Here is a 17,356-nt window from a genome sequence, read left to right on the forward strand (position 1 = left end):
TTTTTATTTTTCGGGGCACTAGGATAATAGGTCTGTGTGTTGGCCTGAAGGCGCAACAAGTAGGTCGGAATTTATTCCGACAATTAAGTTATCTTCCTGATAAATGGATGATTTGTTGGCCTGAAGGCGCAATAAGTAGGTCGGAATTTATTCCGACAATTGAGTTATCTTCCTGATAACTGGGTGAATTGTTGGCCTGAAGGCTCAATCAAGCATGGATAGAAATTTTACAAGCAAAAAAAATCCCCGCCGTTAGCGAGGATTTTAAGCAATGAAATTACTTGCATGAATTACTATGAGGCCATGCCTTATTTCAGCACAGCTTACAAAAGTAAATTCTTATTTACGACCGTTACGTTTACGTTCGTTTTCCGTTAGTAACTTCTTACGTAGACGGATGCTTTCTGGTGTGACTTCTACTAACTCATCATCTTCAATGAACTCAAGCGCTTGCTCAAGTGTATGGCGAATTGGTGGAGTCAGTGTCAATGCTTCATCTGTACCAGATGCACGTACGTTTGTTAACTGCTTACCTTTAACAGGGTTAACGGCTAAATCGTTGTCACGTGAGTGAATACCGATAATTTGACCTTCGTATACTTCAACCGCATGACCCAAGAACATACGACCGCGGCTTTGTAAGTTAAACAAAGAGTAAGCGGCTGTTTTACCTGTAAGCATACTGACTAGCACACCATTTTTACGGCTTTGAACTTGACCATCTTTAACAGGACCATAATGATCAAAAACACTGGTCAAGATACCAGAACCAGAAGTCAAGGTTAGGAACAAGCCACGGAAACCAATCAAACCACGTGAAGGCATCATAAACTCTAAACGAGTACGGCCTTTACCATCTGGTTCCATGTTAGTTAGTTCGCCTTTACGCAAACCAAGTTCTTCCATGATAGAACCTTGATGTTGGTCTTCAACGTCGATAACCACTTGTTCAAACGGTTCACATAGTTTGCCGTCGATTTCTTTCGTTACCACTTCAGGACGAGAAACCCCCATCTCGAAGCCTTCACGACGCATTGTTTCGATCAATACAGAAAGATGCAATTCACCACGACCAGAAACGATAAATTTATCAGGTGTATCACCTTCTTTAACACGCAACGCCACGTTATGAATCAACTCTTGATCCAAACGGTCTTTGATATTACGTGTTGTGACGTATTTACCTTCTTTACCAGCAAACGGTGAGTCGTTTACGATAAAATTCATGCTTACTGTAGGCTCATCAACACTTAATGCTGGTAAGGCTTCTACGCAAGTCGGATCGCACAAAGTATCAGAGATACTAAGTTTATCGATACCATTGATACAAACAATATCACCTGCACCAGCAAGGTCTGTATCGATACGCTCAAGACCTAAATAGCCTTTCACGTTTAATACTTTACCTTTACGCTCAGAACCATCAGCGGATTTAATCACAACTTGCTGGTTTGGAGACAAAGAGCCACGAGTAATACGGCCTACACCGATTACACCAACATAGCTGTCATAATCCAATGCCGAAATTTGCATTTGGAAAGGGCCATCTGGGTCAACATCTGGAGCCGGTACACTGTCCACAATCATTTGATACAATGGCGTCATGTCGTCAGACAGATTTTCTGGATCATCACCTGCTTGACCATTGATTGCTGAAGCATAGATAACAGGGAAGTCTAGCTGCTCTTCAGTTGCGCCAAGGCTATCAAAAAGATCAAAAACTTGATCCATAACCCAATCAGGGCGAGCACCTGGACGGTCAACCTTGTTGATAACAACAATAGGACGCAAACCTTGCTCAAATGCTTTAGAAGTTACGAAGCGAGTTTGAGGCATTGGGCCATCAACCGCATCAACCAATAAGCATACGCAATCTACCATAGACAAAACACGCTCTACTTCACCACCGAAATCCGCGTGTCCAGGTGTGTCTACGATATTAATGCGGTAATCGTTCCAGCGAATGGCAGTGTTTTTCGCCAAAATGGTTATCCCACGCTCCTTCTCTTGATCGTTAGAGTCCATGATACGTTCAGAGTCAACATCTTTACGATCCAATGTACCAGACTGACTTAGAAGCTTATCAACCAAAGTAGTTTTACCGTGGTCAACGTGGGCAATAATAGCTACGTTACGTAACTTATTGATATTATTCGACATTGATTTTTTTCTGCCTTTAGAAAGTGCAACATTTCACAATAATAACACTGAATTACCAATCAATTTAGTGTTTAATTATTGTTCATTTGGGATAAAATTCGCGCAATTGTACCTTTATATTGATGAACTTCCCATGACAGATGCACAAAAGAGAGAAAAAAATTCTTCCCTCTTTCGAAAGTGCACACAAATCCCGTCTTTAAACTGACAAATACCGTCAGTTTAAAGACGGGATTACAATGGGCTAAAGGTAATATACAAGAGCAGGCGATTAATTAAGGTAAGTACACACCTATATTTTGTTTTCCTTGCCCTAATAAACTGGCGGCATGAATACGACTCATCACGCCTTTACCACAATATAAAAGGTAAGAAAGATCTTGATCTAATGAAGACCAACGACTGTTAAGAGTAAAAAAGGGCATCTCGACAACTTGATGGCCAGTTACTTTCAGTGGCTGTTTATAAACTTCATCTGGATGACGAATATCCACAATAACTTCGTCAGATACCGGCATTCTTACTACTGGCACATCACCTTGATATTGTTTTTCCACATCGTCGAGAACATTTTGGATAGATTCAATTCTGGCGTTTTCAATGGCCGCCTCTAAAACGGCAAAATCAAACTTGGTTTCCTGATGCTCGATTTTAAATAACTTAGCGCGGGTAGTCGGTTTTACAGAAATGACACCACAATACTCTGGCATACTCGCGGCAAAAGGCGCGGTACCAATACGTTTTGCCAAATCAATAATTTCTTGCTTATTTTCTGTGACTAAAGGTCTAAGTACCAACTCATCCGTCACTTGATCTATGACTTTTAGATTGATCAAGGTTTGGCTGGAGACCTGAGCCACACTTTCACCGGTAACTAGGGCTTGAGCACCCACTTTTTGCATGACCTGCTCAGCGGCTCTTAACATCATACGTTTTAAAATGACGCCCATTTGTGAATTGTCCACTTTGGTTAAGATTTCAGTCACCACATCTTCAAACGGAACCGTGACGAATTTTACGTTAATTTCAGAACCGTATTTTTTCCAAATAAAGTTGGACACTTGTTTGACACCAATTTCATGGGCATCTCCGCCTAAATTAAAGAAGCAAAAGTGGGTCTTTAATCCGCGACTCATCGTTAAGTAGGAAGATACGGTAGAGTCAAAACCACCAGAGATAAGAGACAATACTGGATCTTGCGAACCAATAGGATAACCGCCTAAACCATCTGTTTTTTGTTCAATGATCCAAACTTTATCTTTACGAATTTCAATAGGAACAAGCACATCTGGATTTTTCAAGCGCACAGATTTTGCTTCACACCATTCTTTTAAACACCCACCTATATGGTATTCAGCTTCAACCGAACTAAAGCTGTGGTTGCCAACTCGTCGTACACGCACTGCAAAAACGGCATCTTTTAATACTTCACCATAGGATTTTTTCGCTTCTTCGGCGATACCGTCTAAGTCCGTAAAAGTAAATTCTCTTACAAATTGAAAATGGGCAATACCTGCAATGTTCTGTAGAAGCTCAACAAACTCTTCTCGCAGTTCATCTTTATCAGACATGATTTCAATAAAATCCCAATTTCCTGCAACAGTGACATCGTCATCTACTTTACGTAGGACAAGACGGATATTGTGTCTTAGTTGTTTTATAAAGGCTTTTCGGACCGGACGGCTTTTAACTGTAATCTCAGCAAAGAACTTAACGACAAATTTCATATTTACACAGGCTTCAGGGGTTATTATTCGTGACCGGCATTATAAAGAACTTTAATCGTGCATAAAAATTTAAATTCGCACCAAAATAGACCCTAAAAAATATATGTGCACCATAATAGGTCTTTTATAGGCTTTTTTCTGCTTTTATACGAACTATTCTTGTGCGCGATAAATTATATTTTTATTAACACATTGAAAAATAAAGGCTTTTAAAATTACTCTTTTATTCTGGCACAAGATGTGCTTTCTTATGGATAACACGGCTTCAACTATGAAGCCTTTTCTAGACTGACCGAAATTTTTATTTCGACTAACTTCTGAATGGAGAACAACTTATGTCAATCAAGACCCTTGAGTTGATTGCTGAAAATGATGCGAAGTGGGTAGACCTTCGTTTTACCGATTTTAAAGGTAAAGAACAACACGTTACTATTCCAGCAAAAGCTGTTGATGAAGAATTCTTTGAAAACGGTCAGATGTTTGACGGTTCTTCTATCTCTGGTTGGAAAGGCATCAACGAGTCTGACATGATCATGTTACCTCAAGATGACACCGCGCTTCTTGATCCTTTTTCTGAAGATTCTACTGTCATTGTTCGTTGTAACATCATCGAACCTTCAACTATGCAAGGTTATGACCGTGATCCACGTTCTGTAGCATTACGTGCAGAAGAATTCCTTAAATCAACTGGTTTAGGTGATACGGCTTTCTTCGGTCCTGAACCTGAGTTCTTCATTTTTGATGATGTTCGCTGGAAAACAGACATGTCTGGTAGCACAGTAGAGATCAATTCTGAAGAAGCGGCTTGGTCTTCTAACAAGAAGATAGAAGGCGGCAACATGGGTCACCGTCCTTTCGTTAAAGGCGGTTATTTCCCAGTTCCACCAGTTGACTCTCATCACGATCTTCGTGGCGCTATGTGTAACGCAATGGAAGCCATGGGCTTAGATATCGAAGTGCATCACCATGAAGTAGCTACCGCGGGTCAAAACGAAATCGGTGTTAAATTCAACACATTAGTTAAAAAAGCAGACGAAGTACAAGTATTGAAATACTGCGTACATAATGTAGCCCATGCTTATGGCAAAACAGCGACTTTCATGCCTAAACCAATCGTTGGCGATAACGGTTCTGGTATGCACGTTCACCAGTCTTTCTGGAAAAATGGCGAGAACCAATTTGCAGGTGACCAGTATGCTGGTCTATCCGAGATGGCACTTTACTACATTGGCGGCATCATCAAGCACGCTAAAGCATTGAATGCGTTCACTAACGCGTCAACAAACTCTTACAAGCGTCTTGTTCCAGGTTTCGAAGCACCTGTTATGTTAGCTTACTCAGCACGTAACCGTTCGGCTTCTATCCGTATCCCTTATGTTGCAAGCCCTAAAGGCAAGCGTATCGAAGCGCGCTTCCCTGATCCAACCGCGAACCCATACCTAGCTTTCTCTGCAATGCTTATGGCGGGTATCGATGGTATTAAAAACAAGATCCATCCTGGCGACGCTGCAGATAAAGATTTGTACGATCTTCCAGCAGAAGAAGCATTAGCTATCCCAACTGTTGCTTCAAGCCTAGAAGAAGCGTTGAGCTGCCTAGACGAAGATCGTGCATTCTTAACTCAAGGTGGTGTATTCACTGATGATATGATTGATGCTTACATCTCTCTTAAATCGGCTGAAGCTCAACGAATCTCAATGACAACTCACCCACTTGAGTTCGAATTGTATTACAGCCTTTAATTGCTAAGAATGATCTCAAAGCCCTGATCTAAATCAGGGCTTTTTTTTGCTCTAGAGAAAATCAGCTTGCACAATAATGGTGCGTTATGATTTATTCACTTCTCTTCATGCCTTATATTTCGCTGTATAAAAAAGAAAAATATTGGTTCGTATTTTGCAGATACTGGGTATTACTAAAGAGGCTATATTGTGCATAACGTATTAATTGACCATTTATCTACCGCCGTTTTACAGCTTAATTTAGAACTGCGGATTGAATATTTAAACCCAGCGGCGGAAATGATGCTGGCAATCAGTCGACGACGCATTTATGGGCATAAAATCAGTCAGGCATTTTTTGAAGATGACGACAGCATTAACTCACTCAAAAGTGCCATTAAATCAGGCTACCCTTTTACTAAAAGAGAAGCCGACATTACCCTGCCAAACGGCAAAAAACTGTTACTAGACTACACTGTTACCCCTATTATGGGTTCTACCAATTCAACAGAAAGCATTTTAATAGAATTGTATCCTCGAGATCACATGAAGCGAATTTCGCAAGAGGACGAATTAATCGTTAATCATCAAACCAGTAAAGAGCTGGTACGAGGGTTAGCCCATGAAATAAAAAACCCACTGGGTGGTATTCGTGGCGCTGCTCAATTGATTAGCCGTGCCTTTAAAGACGAAGCACTAAAAGATTACACCCAAGTGATTATTGAAGAATCCGATCGTTTACGAGATTTAGTAGATCGCTTACTTGGACCACGTCAATTACCTCAAAATAAAGAGTTAAATGTCCACAAAGTGATTGAGAGAGTGAATCAACTCATTTCTGTTGAAGCGGAGGAAAGATTAACCATTGTAAGAGATTATGATCCTAGTATTCCTAATCTAATCGCAGATGAATCTCAGCTAATTCAAGCGCTATTAAATATTACTCGTAATGCAATGCAGGCATTATTAGAAGACGATCAAACAATAGACAAACAAATAACCATTGTTACTCGTGCGTTAAGACAATTCACTATTGGGACTAAACGACACAGATTAGTGTGCTGTATAAGCATTATTGACAACGGTCCCGGAATTCCTGAACCCCTCTTAAAAACCCTGTTTTATCCTATGGTCAGTGGTCGGCCAGACGGTACAGGACTCGGTCTTTCTATTGCTCAGTCGATTGTTCATCAGCACAACGGCCTTATTGAATGTAATAGTGAGCAACACAAAACAGAATTTAATATTTATTTGCCAATAGAGACGATTGTCTAAGGCTAAAGGAGATTTAATGAATACTTCAGAAACGGTCTGGATTGTTGACGACGACAAATCAATTCGCTGGGTGCTTGAAAAAACATTGGAGCAAGAAGGTATGCAATGCCGACTGTTTGATAGTGCGGAGACATTAATTAAATTACTGGATCAAGAGCAACCCAATGCCATTATTAGTGATATCCGCATGCCTGGAATGGATGGATTAAGTCTATTAAATAAGTTGCAAACAGAACACCCATACCTTCCTGTCATCATCATGACAGCCCATTCGGATTTAGAAAGCGCGGTAGCCTCTTATCAAGGTGGTGCCTTTGAATACCTTCCTAAACCTTTTGATGTTGAGGATGCCGTCACTCTTGTTAAACGGGCCTTGTTGCACCACAAAGAGTCGATGCCTAAAATTGACAATCAACAAGACATCGAACCTGAGATCGAAGAAGTTGAGAGAGACATCATTGGTGAAGCCCCAGCCATGCAAGAAGTCTTTCGAGCTATAGGACGTTTAGCCAACTCCAACATTACCGTCCTCATTAATGGTGAGTCAGGTACCGGCAAAGAACTGGTTGCCCACGCGCTCCACAAACACAGCCCTAGAGCAGCCAGTTCCTTTATTGCGCTGAATATGGCGGCAATACCCCGTGATTTGATTGAGTCAGAGTTATTTGGTCATGAGAAAGGCGCTTTTACAGGAGCAAACACTCAACGCCGTGGACGCTTTGAACAGGCCAATGGAGGCACTCTATTTCTTGATGAAATAGGCGATATGCCGGCAGAAACTCAAACACGATTATTACGTGTATTAGCCGATGGCGAATTTTATCGAGTCGGTGGCCATGTGCCTGTAAAAGTGGATGTGCGTATCATTGCGGCGACCCATCAAAACTTGGAATCGTTAGTTACCGAAGGGTCGTTTCGAGAAGACCTTTTCCATCGTCTTAACGTCATTAGAGTGCATTTGCCTAAGTTAGCAGAAAGACGAGAAGACATTCCTAAGTTGGCGCGCCACTTCCTCAAACGCGCCGCAGAAGAACTGGATGTAGAAAGTAAATTTTTAACACCAGAAACAGAAGACTATTTAATGCGCCTTGAATGGCCAGGCAATGTTAGACAATTAGAAAACACTTGCCGTTGGTTGATTGTCATGGCATCCAGTCGTGAAGTCTTAGTTGAAGACCTTCCCCCTGAATTGCTAATAACCTCACCCAATGAACAATCCTTTAGCAGTTGGGAAGATGCACTTAAAACCTGGGTAGATCATGTGTTGGGGCAAGGGCAAAAAGACATTCTTAATGAAGCCGTACCAAAGTTTGAAAAAATCATGATTGAAACCGCTTTAACTCATACCGCGGGTCGTAGACGAGATGCTTCTCTTTTATTAGGTTGGGGACGGAATACTTTAACGCGTAAAATAAAAGAATTAGGGATAGATAATGTAGAGAATGATGAAGAATAATGCATTCTATCTCTAAATTGAAATATTGCATTTACTTGTTTTTGGAATAACCATATCCTAGTAGGTAGATTTATATTCTACCATTTTTAATAGGAAATCGATTATGTATCAAACATTAGAATCTATGGGCGTTACTAGCTTTGAAGACATTGAAAAATTCACATTGCGTTATGAAAATGGGTTTGATGTTTTAAAGGTTTATTACCGTCGTGAAAAAGGTTCTTTATTGCCTAAAAGCAAAAAATTCAAATTTGGCCGTTCAACAAAAACTGTTTTAGCAGATGGCGGCCAACAAACTTACCAGCAGGTACAAGAACCGTCTTTAGTTGTTTTACGTGCTGTAGATGAATTAGGTTTAATTGTTGGCAAACAGCATGAAGATAAATTAACAAAAGAAGACCTAGTAACCGAACTAGAACATTTAGAAAAAGTGGTAACAAGCAAAATAGAAGAACTTAAAGAAAAAATCGCGAAACTTTAATCGCTTACTAATAAAGTACACAAAAAAACGCTGACTTATTTACCATAAGGACAGCGTTTTTTATACCCTTAAAATTTTAGCCGATTAAAAACTCTCATGATTATTACATCTTCAATTTATGAAATTGTTTCTATATTAAAACAAGGTGGGGTTATTGCCTATCCAACAGAAGCTGTTTGGGGCTTAGGGTGTGATCCATTTAATAAGGAAGCGGTATATCGCATTTTAAATATAAAAAAGCGCCCAGTAGAAAAAGGATTGATTCTAATTTCTGGAGAAGAAGATCACTTAGAGAAATGGAAATACCAGCTCTCTGAGTCTCAATATCAGCGACTTACATCTAAAACATCAAAACCTACGTCTTGGGTTGTTCCAGACACGCAGATTACACCAGAATGGGTTCGAGGCGAACATAAGAGTGTCGCAATACGAATGATACAACATGCTCAGACGACCGCATTATGTTCAAGTTTTGGAGGCGTTTTAGTCTCAACGTCTGCAAACACAGCAGGCAATCCACCAGCCGCCACACAAGATGAAGTTAAGCACTATTTTGAAGGTCAACTTGATGCGATTTTTGATGCACCGCTAGGCGATAATAACCAACCATCACAAGTTAGAGATCTAATATCAAATGTAATATATAGAAACTAAGCTAACACACTAATACAGTGAGTAACTTAGCTTCTATAACAGGTCGATTAATGACCGCCTAAGTAAGCGTCACGCACCTCTGGATTTACTAATAGCTCATCCCCTGTACCAGTCAAACGAATTTCTCCATTGACCATAACATAACCTCGGTCAGCAAGTTTCAATGCATGATTGGCGTTTTGTTCCACAAGGAAAATAGTCATTCCTGCATTGGCCACTTCCTGTAACACTTTAAAAATTTGCTTTACGATAATGGGAGCCAAGCCTAAGCTAGGCTCATCCAATAGCAACAATTTTGGTCGACTCATTAACGCTCTCGCAATCGCCAGCATTTGCTGCTCACCACCCGACATGGTCGATGCTCTTTGGTTACGTCTTTCTTCTAAACGAGGAAAGATATCAAACATTTTACGAATGTCTTCCTGAGCGTGCTCCATGCCGATTGGAATTGTCCCCATTAACAAGTTCTCTTCTACCGACATACTAGGAAAGACTCGACGCCCCTCTGGAGATTGAGCCAATCCACTTGAAGCAATATAGTGAGCCGATTTCTTGGAGATATCTTCTCCACGATAAATGATCTCACCTGATGATATTCTTGGCTGCCCAAAAATTGACATCAAAAGAGTTGATTTACCCGCCCCGTTAGAACCTATAAGAGTAACAATCTCACCTTCATTTACTTCTAAAGAGACTTTCTTTAGTGCTTGTATTGGCCCATAAAAGACATCAACATCTTTAAATTCCATTAAGGAGCTCATAAGCCTACCTCATCTTCATCTTCTGCACCTAAGTAGGCCGCTATTACTTTAGGGTTATTTTTGATGTTTTCAGGATCACCTTTGGCAATAACTTGCCCATGATCCAAAACAACAATGTAATCCGATATGTCCATTACCATCCCCATATCATGCTCTATAAGCAGTACGGTGACATTGTGCTGATCTCGTAAAATACGAATCATCTTAGTTAACTCTTCCGTTTCAGAAGGGTTAAGACCTGCCGCAGGCTCATCCAGACAAATCAATTCCGGGTTGGTACACATCGAACGAGCAATTTCCAAACGACGTTGTTGGCCATATGAAAGCTCACCCGCAAGACGGTTGGCATGAGAAACCAGATCAACAACACCTAACCAATAAAACGCTTTTTGAAGTGCTTCTTCTTCCGCTTCTCTAAAGGCTTTCGTATTTAGAATACCAGCAATCAGGCTTCTATTAGCCGTCATATGTTGAGCAACAAGCAGGTTTTCAACAACGGACATTTCCTTAAACAAACGAATGTTTTGGAAAGTACGTGCTAAACCCGAGCGGTTGACCAAGTGCGAACCACCAAACATTTTATACTTAAGTCGCTTAATAAAAGCCATCGGAGACACAAAATCCAGTGGCTGGAAAGGCTCACCTAACACCTGAATCACACTGGTATCTTTATGATCGGTGGTCAATCGGATATGACCGCCTGTCGCTTTATAAAAGCCGGTAAGGCAGTTAAACACCGTTGTTTTACCCGCACCATTAGGACCAATTAGCGCTGAAACAGAACCTTTTTTAATATTAAACGTTATATCATTCAGTGCTTTAATGCCGCCAAAATGCATAACGAGATTCTCTACAGCTAAAATATTCTCTTTACTCATTTTAAGGCTCCCTTGCGAGTAGCAAAACCAGTTCGGGTAACGCGTACTAACCCTCTAGGCTTCCAAATCATCATTACTACCATCAACACCCCAAACATCAGAATTCGATATTCGGCGAACTCTCGTAGTAGTTCTGGTAAAACAGTTAAACCAAATGCCGCTATTACCACCCCTAAAGTCGAACCTAGTCCACCAAGAACAACAATGGCTAGAATCAAGGCAGATTCTAAGAAAGTGAAAGAAGACGGGTTAACGAATCCTTGATAGGTTGCAAAGAAAACACCCGCTATACCACCAACGGACGCCCCCATCATAAAGGCAGACAATTTCACTAGTACATGATTTAACCCTAATGAACGACAAGCAATTTCATCTTCACGTAATGCTTCCCAAGCACGACCAATTGGCATCTTCACTAAACGCTTTTTCACATATAGGACCAATAAAACAACAAGGAACAGGATCAAATAAATAAACATGTATTTGAAACCTGAGTCATAACTTAGACCAAAATATTCATGGAATGTCGTGCCGTCGGCAACCCGCCGTTTAAACTCAAGACCAAAGAAGCTTGGTAATGGTGCTGATACACCGTTCGGCCCATGAGTAACATCAGCCCAGTTATTTAGGATAAGTCGAATGATTTCACCAAAGCCTAATGTCACGATGGCCAAGTAATCCCCATGCATTCTTAGTACAGGGAAACCTAGAATAGCACCAGCGATCGCAGCAAGAATGGCAGCAATAGGCAGCATAGACCAAAAACCTAATCCTAAATACTCATAACCCAGAGCAAGACCATAAGCGCCTATAGCATAGAAACCAACAAAACCTAAATCTAGCAAACCCGCTAAACCTACGACTATGTTTAAACCTAATCCCAACAAGACATAGATAAGCCCAAGTATTACGACGGTTAGTACGTATTTTGAGGCAATAAAAGGAACTAAAAGTCCAACTAGAATAACAACGGGAATAATCCAAATCATTTGTGATTTATAGTTTGGAGACGTTACGATTACGCCACCGGAATCACCAGAGCTACGCTTAAAAAGCATCTCCTTGCCTTTACTGGATTGTAAAAAGCATGAGACACCAAAACGACCCACCATAACAATGGCTACGAACCAAGCTACACGATCATATTCAGTATTAAAGTCGTAACCATCAAGAACAATACCTACGATAGGGCCAAATAAAACCAGTGCCATCAAGCCCGCGAGAATCGAGTCAATAAGACTCTTTTTAAAATCAATTGAAGAATCCATTAAACTTTCTCCACCTCAGGCTTGCCAAGTAGACCACTTGGACGAACAATCAAAATGATTACGAGCAAAGAAAATGAGAACACATCTTTGTAATCTGAGCTTATTAGGCCTGCAAATAAAGATTCAGAAATACCTAATATTAAGCCACCTAACATAGCGCCAGGTAAAGACCCAATGCCACCAAGAACGGCTGCAGTGAAGGCTTTAATACCAATAATAAAACCAACGTAGAAATCGAATGCACCGTAATCCATCGTAATTAGTACCCCGGCAACTGCCGCCATCGATGCACCGATAACAAATACAATGGAAATAATTCTGTCGGTATTAATACCAAGAATGGATGCCATTTTAGGATCTTGCTGAGTCGCACGACACATACGTCCTAATTTTGTTTTTTGAATAATGTAAGTTAAAACACCCATACTAATAAAAGCGACTAAAAGAATAATCAATTTCATATAGGTTATTTGTACAAAGCCATCACCAATATCAAAACGGACAGCTCCAGAGAGTAGGTTTGGAATACCTTGTTGACGAGCCCCTTGACTGATTTGCACATAGTTCTGCAAAATTAGGGACATACCAATTGCCGAGATGAGTGCCGCTAGACGACTCGAATTACGCAAAGGTCTATACGCTATTTGTTCTATAGCCCAACCATATGCACCGGTAATAGCAATCGTAATAAAAAGTGTTCCCACAATAATAATTGGGAAAGACTCAATACCAAAATAACTTAATAAAGCAACGACTATCGCAGTGATGTACGCAGATACCATGTAAACATCGCCATGAGCGAAGTTAATCATGCCGATAATGCCGTATACCATGGTATACCCTATCGCAATAAGTCCATAAACAGAACCTAGGGTAAGACCGTTAACCAACTGTTGGAGAACGATATCCATCGTAAAACCTCTAAAGAAATAAAACTGGAAGGAGTCACAGCCAAGAAGGCTGGCTGTGACTATGGATCAACACTATGAGTTTAGTATTAATTAACTTGAGCGTATTTGCCTTTATTATCCCACTCGTACATTACGTAGTCGGATACTTGTAAATCACCTTTAGAGTCAAAATCTTTTACACCCATTGCGGTAGATACACTATTGCTCTTAAGCCATTCAGCGCCTTTAATAGGATCTAAATCATTCTGCTTAAGTGCTTCAACAATAACTTGCATGGCTGTGTAAGAATACAAGGTATAACCTTCTGGCTCCCATCCATTCGCACGGAAACCTTCAACTACCGCTTTACCTGCAGGGTAAGCCGTTGGATCTGCACCAAATGTCATTAATACACCATCAACGTATTCAGGAGAACCCGCAACCGATACAAACTCATCCGATACAATACCATCACCAGAAATAAAGATCGCTGTTGAGCCTTGCTCACGTAACTGACGAACTAAAGGACCAGCTTCTGAATGTAGACCACCAAAATACACAACATCCGCATCTACAGAACGTATTTTCGTAATTACCGCGTTGAAATCTTTTTCACCACGAGTCAAGCCTTCATACAATACTTCTTCAACACCATAAGAATTTAGTGTTTTCTTAGTTGCATCGGCCAAGCCTTTACCGTAAGTATCTTTATCATGCAAAATCGCAACACGTTTCGCACCTAGTTCACCAACAATATAGCTTGCGGCTACGTCACCTTGCTGATCATCACGACCACATACACGGAAGACGTTTTCTAAACCACGATCGGTTACTGTCGGGTTTGTAGACGCTGGAGTAACCATCAAAACACCCGCATCTGCATAAATTTCTGAAGCTGGAATAGTTGATGAAGAACAAAAATGACCAACAACCGCTACAGCACCATCAGAATCAACCAAACGGTTAGCAATTGACACCGCCTGTTTTGGCTCACATGCATCATCGGCTTTAATAAGTTTAATCATTTCTCCATTAACACCGCCAGCGGAATTGATATCTTCTGCTGCTTTAGCCGCTCCGCGCCATAGCTGTTCACCAAATGCGGCATAAGCACCTGTGTGTGGTCCAGCAACACCAATAACTAATTCTGCTTGAGCAAAAGAAGAGACGGCAATAGCCCCTGATACAGCGATAGAAAGTAAGCTTTTTTTAATAATTGTGTGAGACATATAACGGTTCCTATTTGTTTGAATTTATTATTAAAATAAAAAAGATATAGAGAAATATTTATGAAACGTCTTCATCAACTCTTAATATTTATACGCTTTTCCAAAACATATACAATATCTGCTTAAAACCATAGCCATTGGAGAAAGTTTGGTCAACTGAATTTGTCACCTTTTAGCAAAAATATTTCAAGAGTTGTAAACAATAAAAGAAGTATTGTTTACTTTAAAATACAGTAGTTAATTATTAATAATGAACTGTTTTATCATTGCTTTTTTAGTTTTATTAACCGAGAAGGCGGAATAAGAAGAGATTAACTATTAATAAAAATTTGTAGATAAGCTTTATATAGAGAAAAAAGCTTACTAACTTAGAAAAGTAAGCTTAGGAACGCATATTTCTCATTTACATTTTTCACATCCCGTTTACAAAAATAAAACTAATAAAATGAAAAATGCCCTCGTTTTTTTATTTTAATTGCATATCTAGAGGGACAAGTATTACACCATCTTTTTTTAAGATATCTAGTCGCTTTAATAAAAAATGCATGGTTTCAGGGTAAGGATGTCCGATCGCAATCGCTGAGCCATTTTCTCTCGCTACTTTCAATAGACGATCAAACTGTTTAGCAATCGCTTTCTCTGTTGGAATATTATCCAAAAAGACATCTCTCTTCGCTGTTTGCAGTCCATAGTCTTGAGCCGTCTTTTGAGCCACACTGTCCGATGTGGTGACGCTGTCTAAAAAGAACAGCTTTTTCGGGGCGATAATATCCATAACCCATTTCATTTGCATGCTTTTTTGAGTAAGCAAACTGCCCATATGATTATTCACTCCAACAATGCCAGAAATCGACTCCAAGTCTTCCAATAATGTTTGCTTAAATTCCTCCATTTCCATATCACTATATAAGCCACCAGGACCAAGACGGAGCGATTTTTTATTTTCCATTGGAGCATGTAATAGAATTAATCGATTCGTCTTATTTGCAGCGGCCGCTGTTTTCTTAGAGAACGGAGTATGTGGTAAAATAGCCAATGCTACAGCATTAGGTAATGCTAATGCCCCCTCCATACCTTTACGGTTATAGCCTAAATCATCAATAACAATACTGATTTTAGCTGGAGCAGGTAAGCTATCCATAGACTGCTTAGGTGAAGGCTTTAGAGCGGTATGAAGGCTATCCTGCGCTTTCGGTGGCACATCATCAGACAGAGTCGGAGATAGAGGCCCCTTATGACTACCCTCTTCCACCTCATTATTGAGTTGCTTTATTATCGGGCCAAAAAATGAGTTATTTAATTGTTTCGACTTATTAAAATGATCAACAAAATACTCATCATAATTAGGTAGTATAGAAGGACCGTTTCTTAATAAAAGAAATGGTGGGGACGACTTCTCTGTGGCAAGGGTTGACTCTTCAGAAATCAACGAAGATGAGAAACACTGTACCGATAGAATGCTTACAACCGACCAACAGAAGGTTTTGAGTTTATGACAGAGCGGAGTAACACAATACATCGCTAGTGTGATCTCTTCTGCAATTGAGGGTACGCATTTAACACGGTATAAGCTTGATACAATTGAAAGTCATCATAGGCTAAATTATTAATGGATACGTCAACATCGCCACTGGTTCTATCCTTTCCACCTGTACCATTCTTTAAATGGCCACTTAATTCCGCTTCTTTCACAAAAAACGCCGCTTCATTGTCTACTAGACTAACATTCGGTACCAAAATATCAGGTTCTATTCCTTGAGCCTGAATTGAGCGACCATTTGGCGTAAAGTACAATGCCGTTGTCAGCTTAACCGCCGAACCATCGGCCAAAGGAATAACGGTTTGCACAGACCCTTTACCAAAGCTTTCAGTGCCCATAATTAAACCCCGTCCATGGTCTTGCAAAGCACCCGCAACAATTTCTGATGCCGATGCCGACCCTTCATTAATTAACACAACAACTGGAGCTGTAGGCAAGGCGGTTTTCTTGGAAGCAGAAAAAGTGACTTTTGATTGGGCGTGTCGTCCATCGGTATACACGATTAGTCCATTATCAATCAGAGTATCAACCACCCCAACGGCACTTTGTAAGACACCACCAGGGTTGTTACGTAAATCGATTACTAACCCTTTTATATTGGCTTCTGATTGCAATGACGCAAGCTCTTTATCAAACTCAGAATCTGTATCACCTTGAAATTGACTAATGCGTATGTAAGCAATGCCTTCACCTAACCAACGACTATCTAAGCTTTGGCTATCCAGCAATTCTCGCTCCACAGATAAGGTTATAATCTCACCATCTCGTTCAATGTCTAGAGTAACACTAGAGCCTACTTTGCCTTTCATCAGCATAGTCACTTCTTGTATTCCCATGCCGGACACCAAACTGTCATCGATACGAATAATCGAGTCCCCTGAAAGCATTCCCGCTCGTGATGCGGGGGAGTCATCTAGAGGTGAGATGATGATCAAACGCCCTTCTTTCATCTCAACTTCAACACCGATACCCGCATAATTACCAGAAGTCATTTCTTGAAACGACTCAATTTCATCCTTTGTTAAGTACTCAGAATGAGGGTCTAAAGCAGAGACCATACCTTTTAAGGCTTTTTGTAAGATCTGCTTATCATTCAATTCATCTACATAGCCCTGACTAATCGTTTCAAACACGCTAACAAAAGTTTGAATTTCTTCTAAAGGTAAACGAGATGAATTCTCTGCATCCACATTATCAGACCACGCAGGGAAAGCGCTAACGAGTAGCCCGTACGCAATCCAGTGCCTAATTCCGTTCTTTATATTCATGTTTATTACCTAATATCAGTCAATATTTGTATCGAGTAATGCATCGCA

14 protein-coding genes are annotated in these 17,356 nt (G+C 40.3%); 5 read left to right on the forward strand and 9 right to left on the reverse strand.

Annotated features, from left to right (window positions below):
* Window positions 1-339: 339 nt before the first annotated feature.
* Window positions 340-2,160, reverse strand: a complete 1,821-nt coding sequence (gene typA / locus O1D97_RS18855; RefSeq protein ID WP_269127751.1) for a translational GTPase TypA — start codon at window positions 2,158-2,160, stop codon at window positions 340-342.
* A 275-nt stretch (window positions 2,161-2,435) separates the two neighbouring features.
* Window positions 2,436-3,887 (reverse strand): tRNA uracil 4-sulfurtransferase ThiI, encoded by a 1,452-nt coding sequence (gene thiI / locus O1D97_RS18860; protein ID WP_269127752.1) that lies wholly within the window; start codon window positions 3,885-3,887, stop codon window positions 2,436-2,438.
* Between the two features lie 335 nt (window positions 3,888-4,222).
* Between thiI and glnA the strand changes: the two genes are divergently transcribed.
* From glnA to tsaC, 5 genes are all read left to right on the forward strand, one after another.
* Window positions 4,223-5,629 (forward strand): glutamate--ammonia ligase, encoded by a 1,407-nt coding sequence (glnA, locus tag O1D97_RS18865; protein ID WP_269127753.1) that lies wholly within the window; start codon window positions 4,223-4,225, stop codon window positions 5,627-5,629.
* 189 nt (window positions 5,630-5,818) lie between these two features.
* Window positions 5,819-6,883, forward strand: a complete 1,065-nt coding sequence (glnL, locus tag O1D97_RS18870) for a nitrogen regulation protein NR(II) (protein WP_269127754.1) — start codon at window positions 5,819-5,821, stop codon at window positions 6,881-6,883.
* 16 nt (window positions 6,884-6,899) lie between these two features.
* Window positions 6,900-8,339, forward strand: coding sequence for a nitrogen regulation protein NR(I) (gene glnG, locus O1D97_RS18875; RefSeq protein ID WP_269127755.1), 1,440 nt, complete (start codon window positions 6,900-6,902; stop codon window positions 8,337-8,339).
* Between the two features lie 103 nt (window positions 8,340-8,442).
* Window positions 8,443-8,820, forward strand: coding sequence for a DUF3461 family protein (locus tag O1D97_RS18880; RefSeq protein ID WP_269127756.1), 378 nt, complete (start codon window positions 8,443-8,445; stop codon window positions 8,818-8,820).
* A gap of 96 nt (window positions 8,821-8,916) precedes the next feature.
* Complete coding sequence (gene tsaC / locus O1D97_RS18885) at window positions 8,917-9,474, forward strand: L-threonylcarbamoyladenylate synthase type 1 TsaC (protein WP_269127757.1); 558 nt, start codon at window positions 8,917-8,919, stop codon at window positions 9,472-9,474.
* Between the two features lie 47 nt (window positions 9,475-9,521).
* Here the strand turns inward: tsaC and O1D97_RS18890 are convergent, their stop codons facing one another.
* The 7 genes from O1D97_RS18890 to O1D97_RS18920 form a co-directional block, all read right to left on the reverse strand.
* Window positions 9,522-10,235, reverse strand: a complete 714-nt coding sequence (locus O1D97_RS18890) for an ABC transporter ATP-binding protein (RefSeq protein WP_269127758.1) — start codon at window positions 10,233-10,235, stop codon at window positions 9,522-9,524.
* Entirely contained in the window at window positions 10,232-11,113 is an 882-nt protein-coding gene (locus O1D97_RS18895; RefSeq protein WP_269127759.1) for an ABC transporter ATP-binding protein, read from the reverse strand. Before O1D97_RS18895 ends, O1D97_RS18890 begins: the two co-directional genes overlap by 4 nt.
* The gene (gene livM, locus O1D97_RS18900) at window positions 11,110-12,381 is read right to left on the reverse strand and encodes a high-affinity branched-chain amino acid ABC transporter permease LivM (protein ID WP_269127761.1); all 1,272 of its coding nucleotides are present in this window, start codon (window positions 12,379-12,381) and stop codon (window positions 11,110-11,112) included. The genes O1D97_RS18895 and livM overlap by 4 nt, the downstream gene beginning before the upstream one ends.
* On the reverse strand, window positions 12,381-13,292 hold the full coding sequence (locus O1D97_RS18905) for an ABC transporter permease subunit (RefSeq protein WP_269127762.1): 912 nt from the start codon (window positions 13,290-13,292) through the stop codon (window positions 12,381-12,383). The genes livM and O1D97_RS18905 overlap by 1 nt, the downstream gene beginning before the upstream one ends.
* 86 nt (window positions 13,293-13,378) lie before the next feature.
* Window positions 13,379-14,500 (reverse strand): branched-chain amino acid ABC transporter substrate-binding protein, encoded by a 1,122-nt coding sequence (locus O1D97_RS18910; protein ID WP_269127763.1) that lies wholly within the window; start codon window positions 14,498-14,500, stop codon window positions 13,379-13,381.
* A gap of 466 nt (window positions 14,501-14,966) precedes the next feature.
* A complete protein-coding gene (locus tag O1D97_RS18915) occupies window positions 14,967-16,019 on the reverse strand; it encodes a divergent polysaccharide deacetylase family protein (protein WP_269127764.1) in 1,053 nt (350 codons plus the stop codon).
* Between the two features lie 2 nt (window positions 16,020-16,021).
* Window positions 16,022-17,308, reverse strand: coding sequence for a S41 family peptidase (locus tag O1D97_RS18920; RefSeq protein ID WP_269127766.1), 1,287 nt, complete (start codon window positions 17,306-17,308; stop codon window positions 16,022-16,024).
* Window positions 17,309-17,356: the final 48 nt, after the last annotated feature.

The sequence above is a fragment of the Marinomonas phaeophyticola genome, from assembly GCF_026966905.1.
In the GTDB taxonomy this organism is placed as follows: Bacteria; Pseudomonadota; Gammaproteobacteria; order Pseudomonadales; family Marinomonadaceae; genus Marinomonas; species Marinomonas phaeophyticola.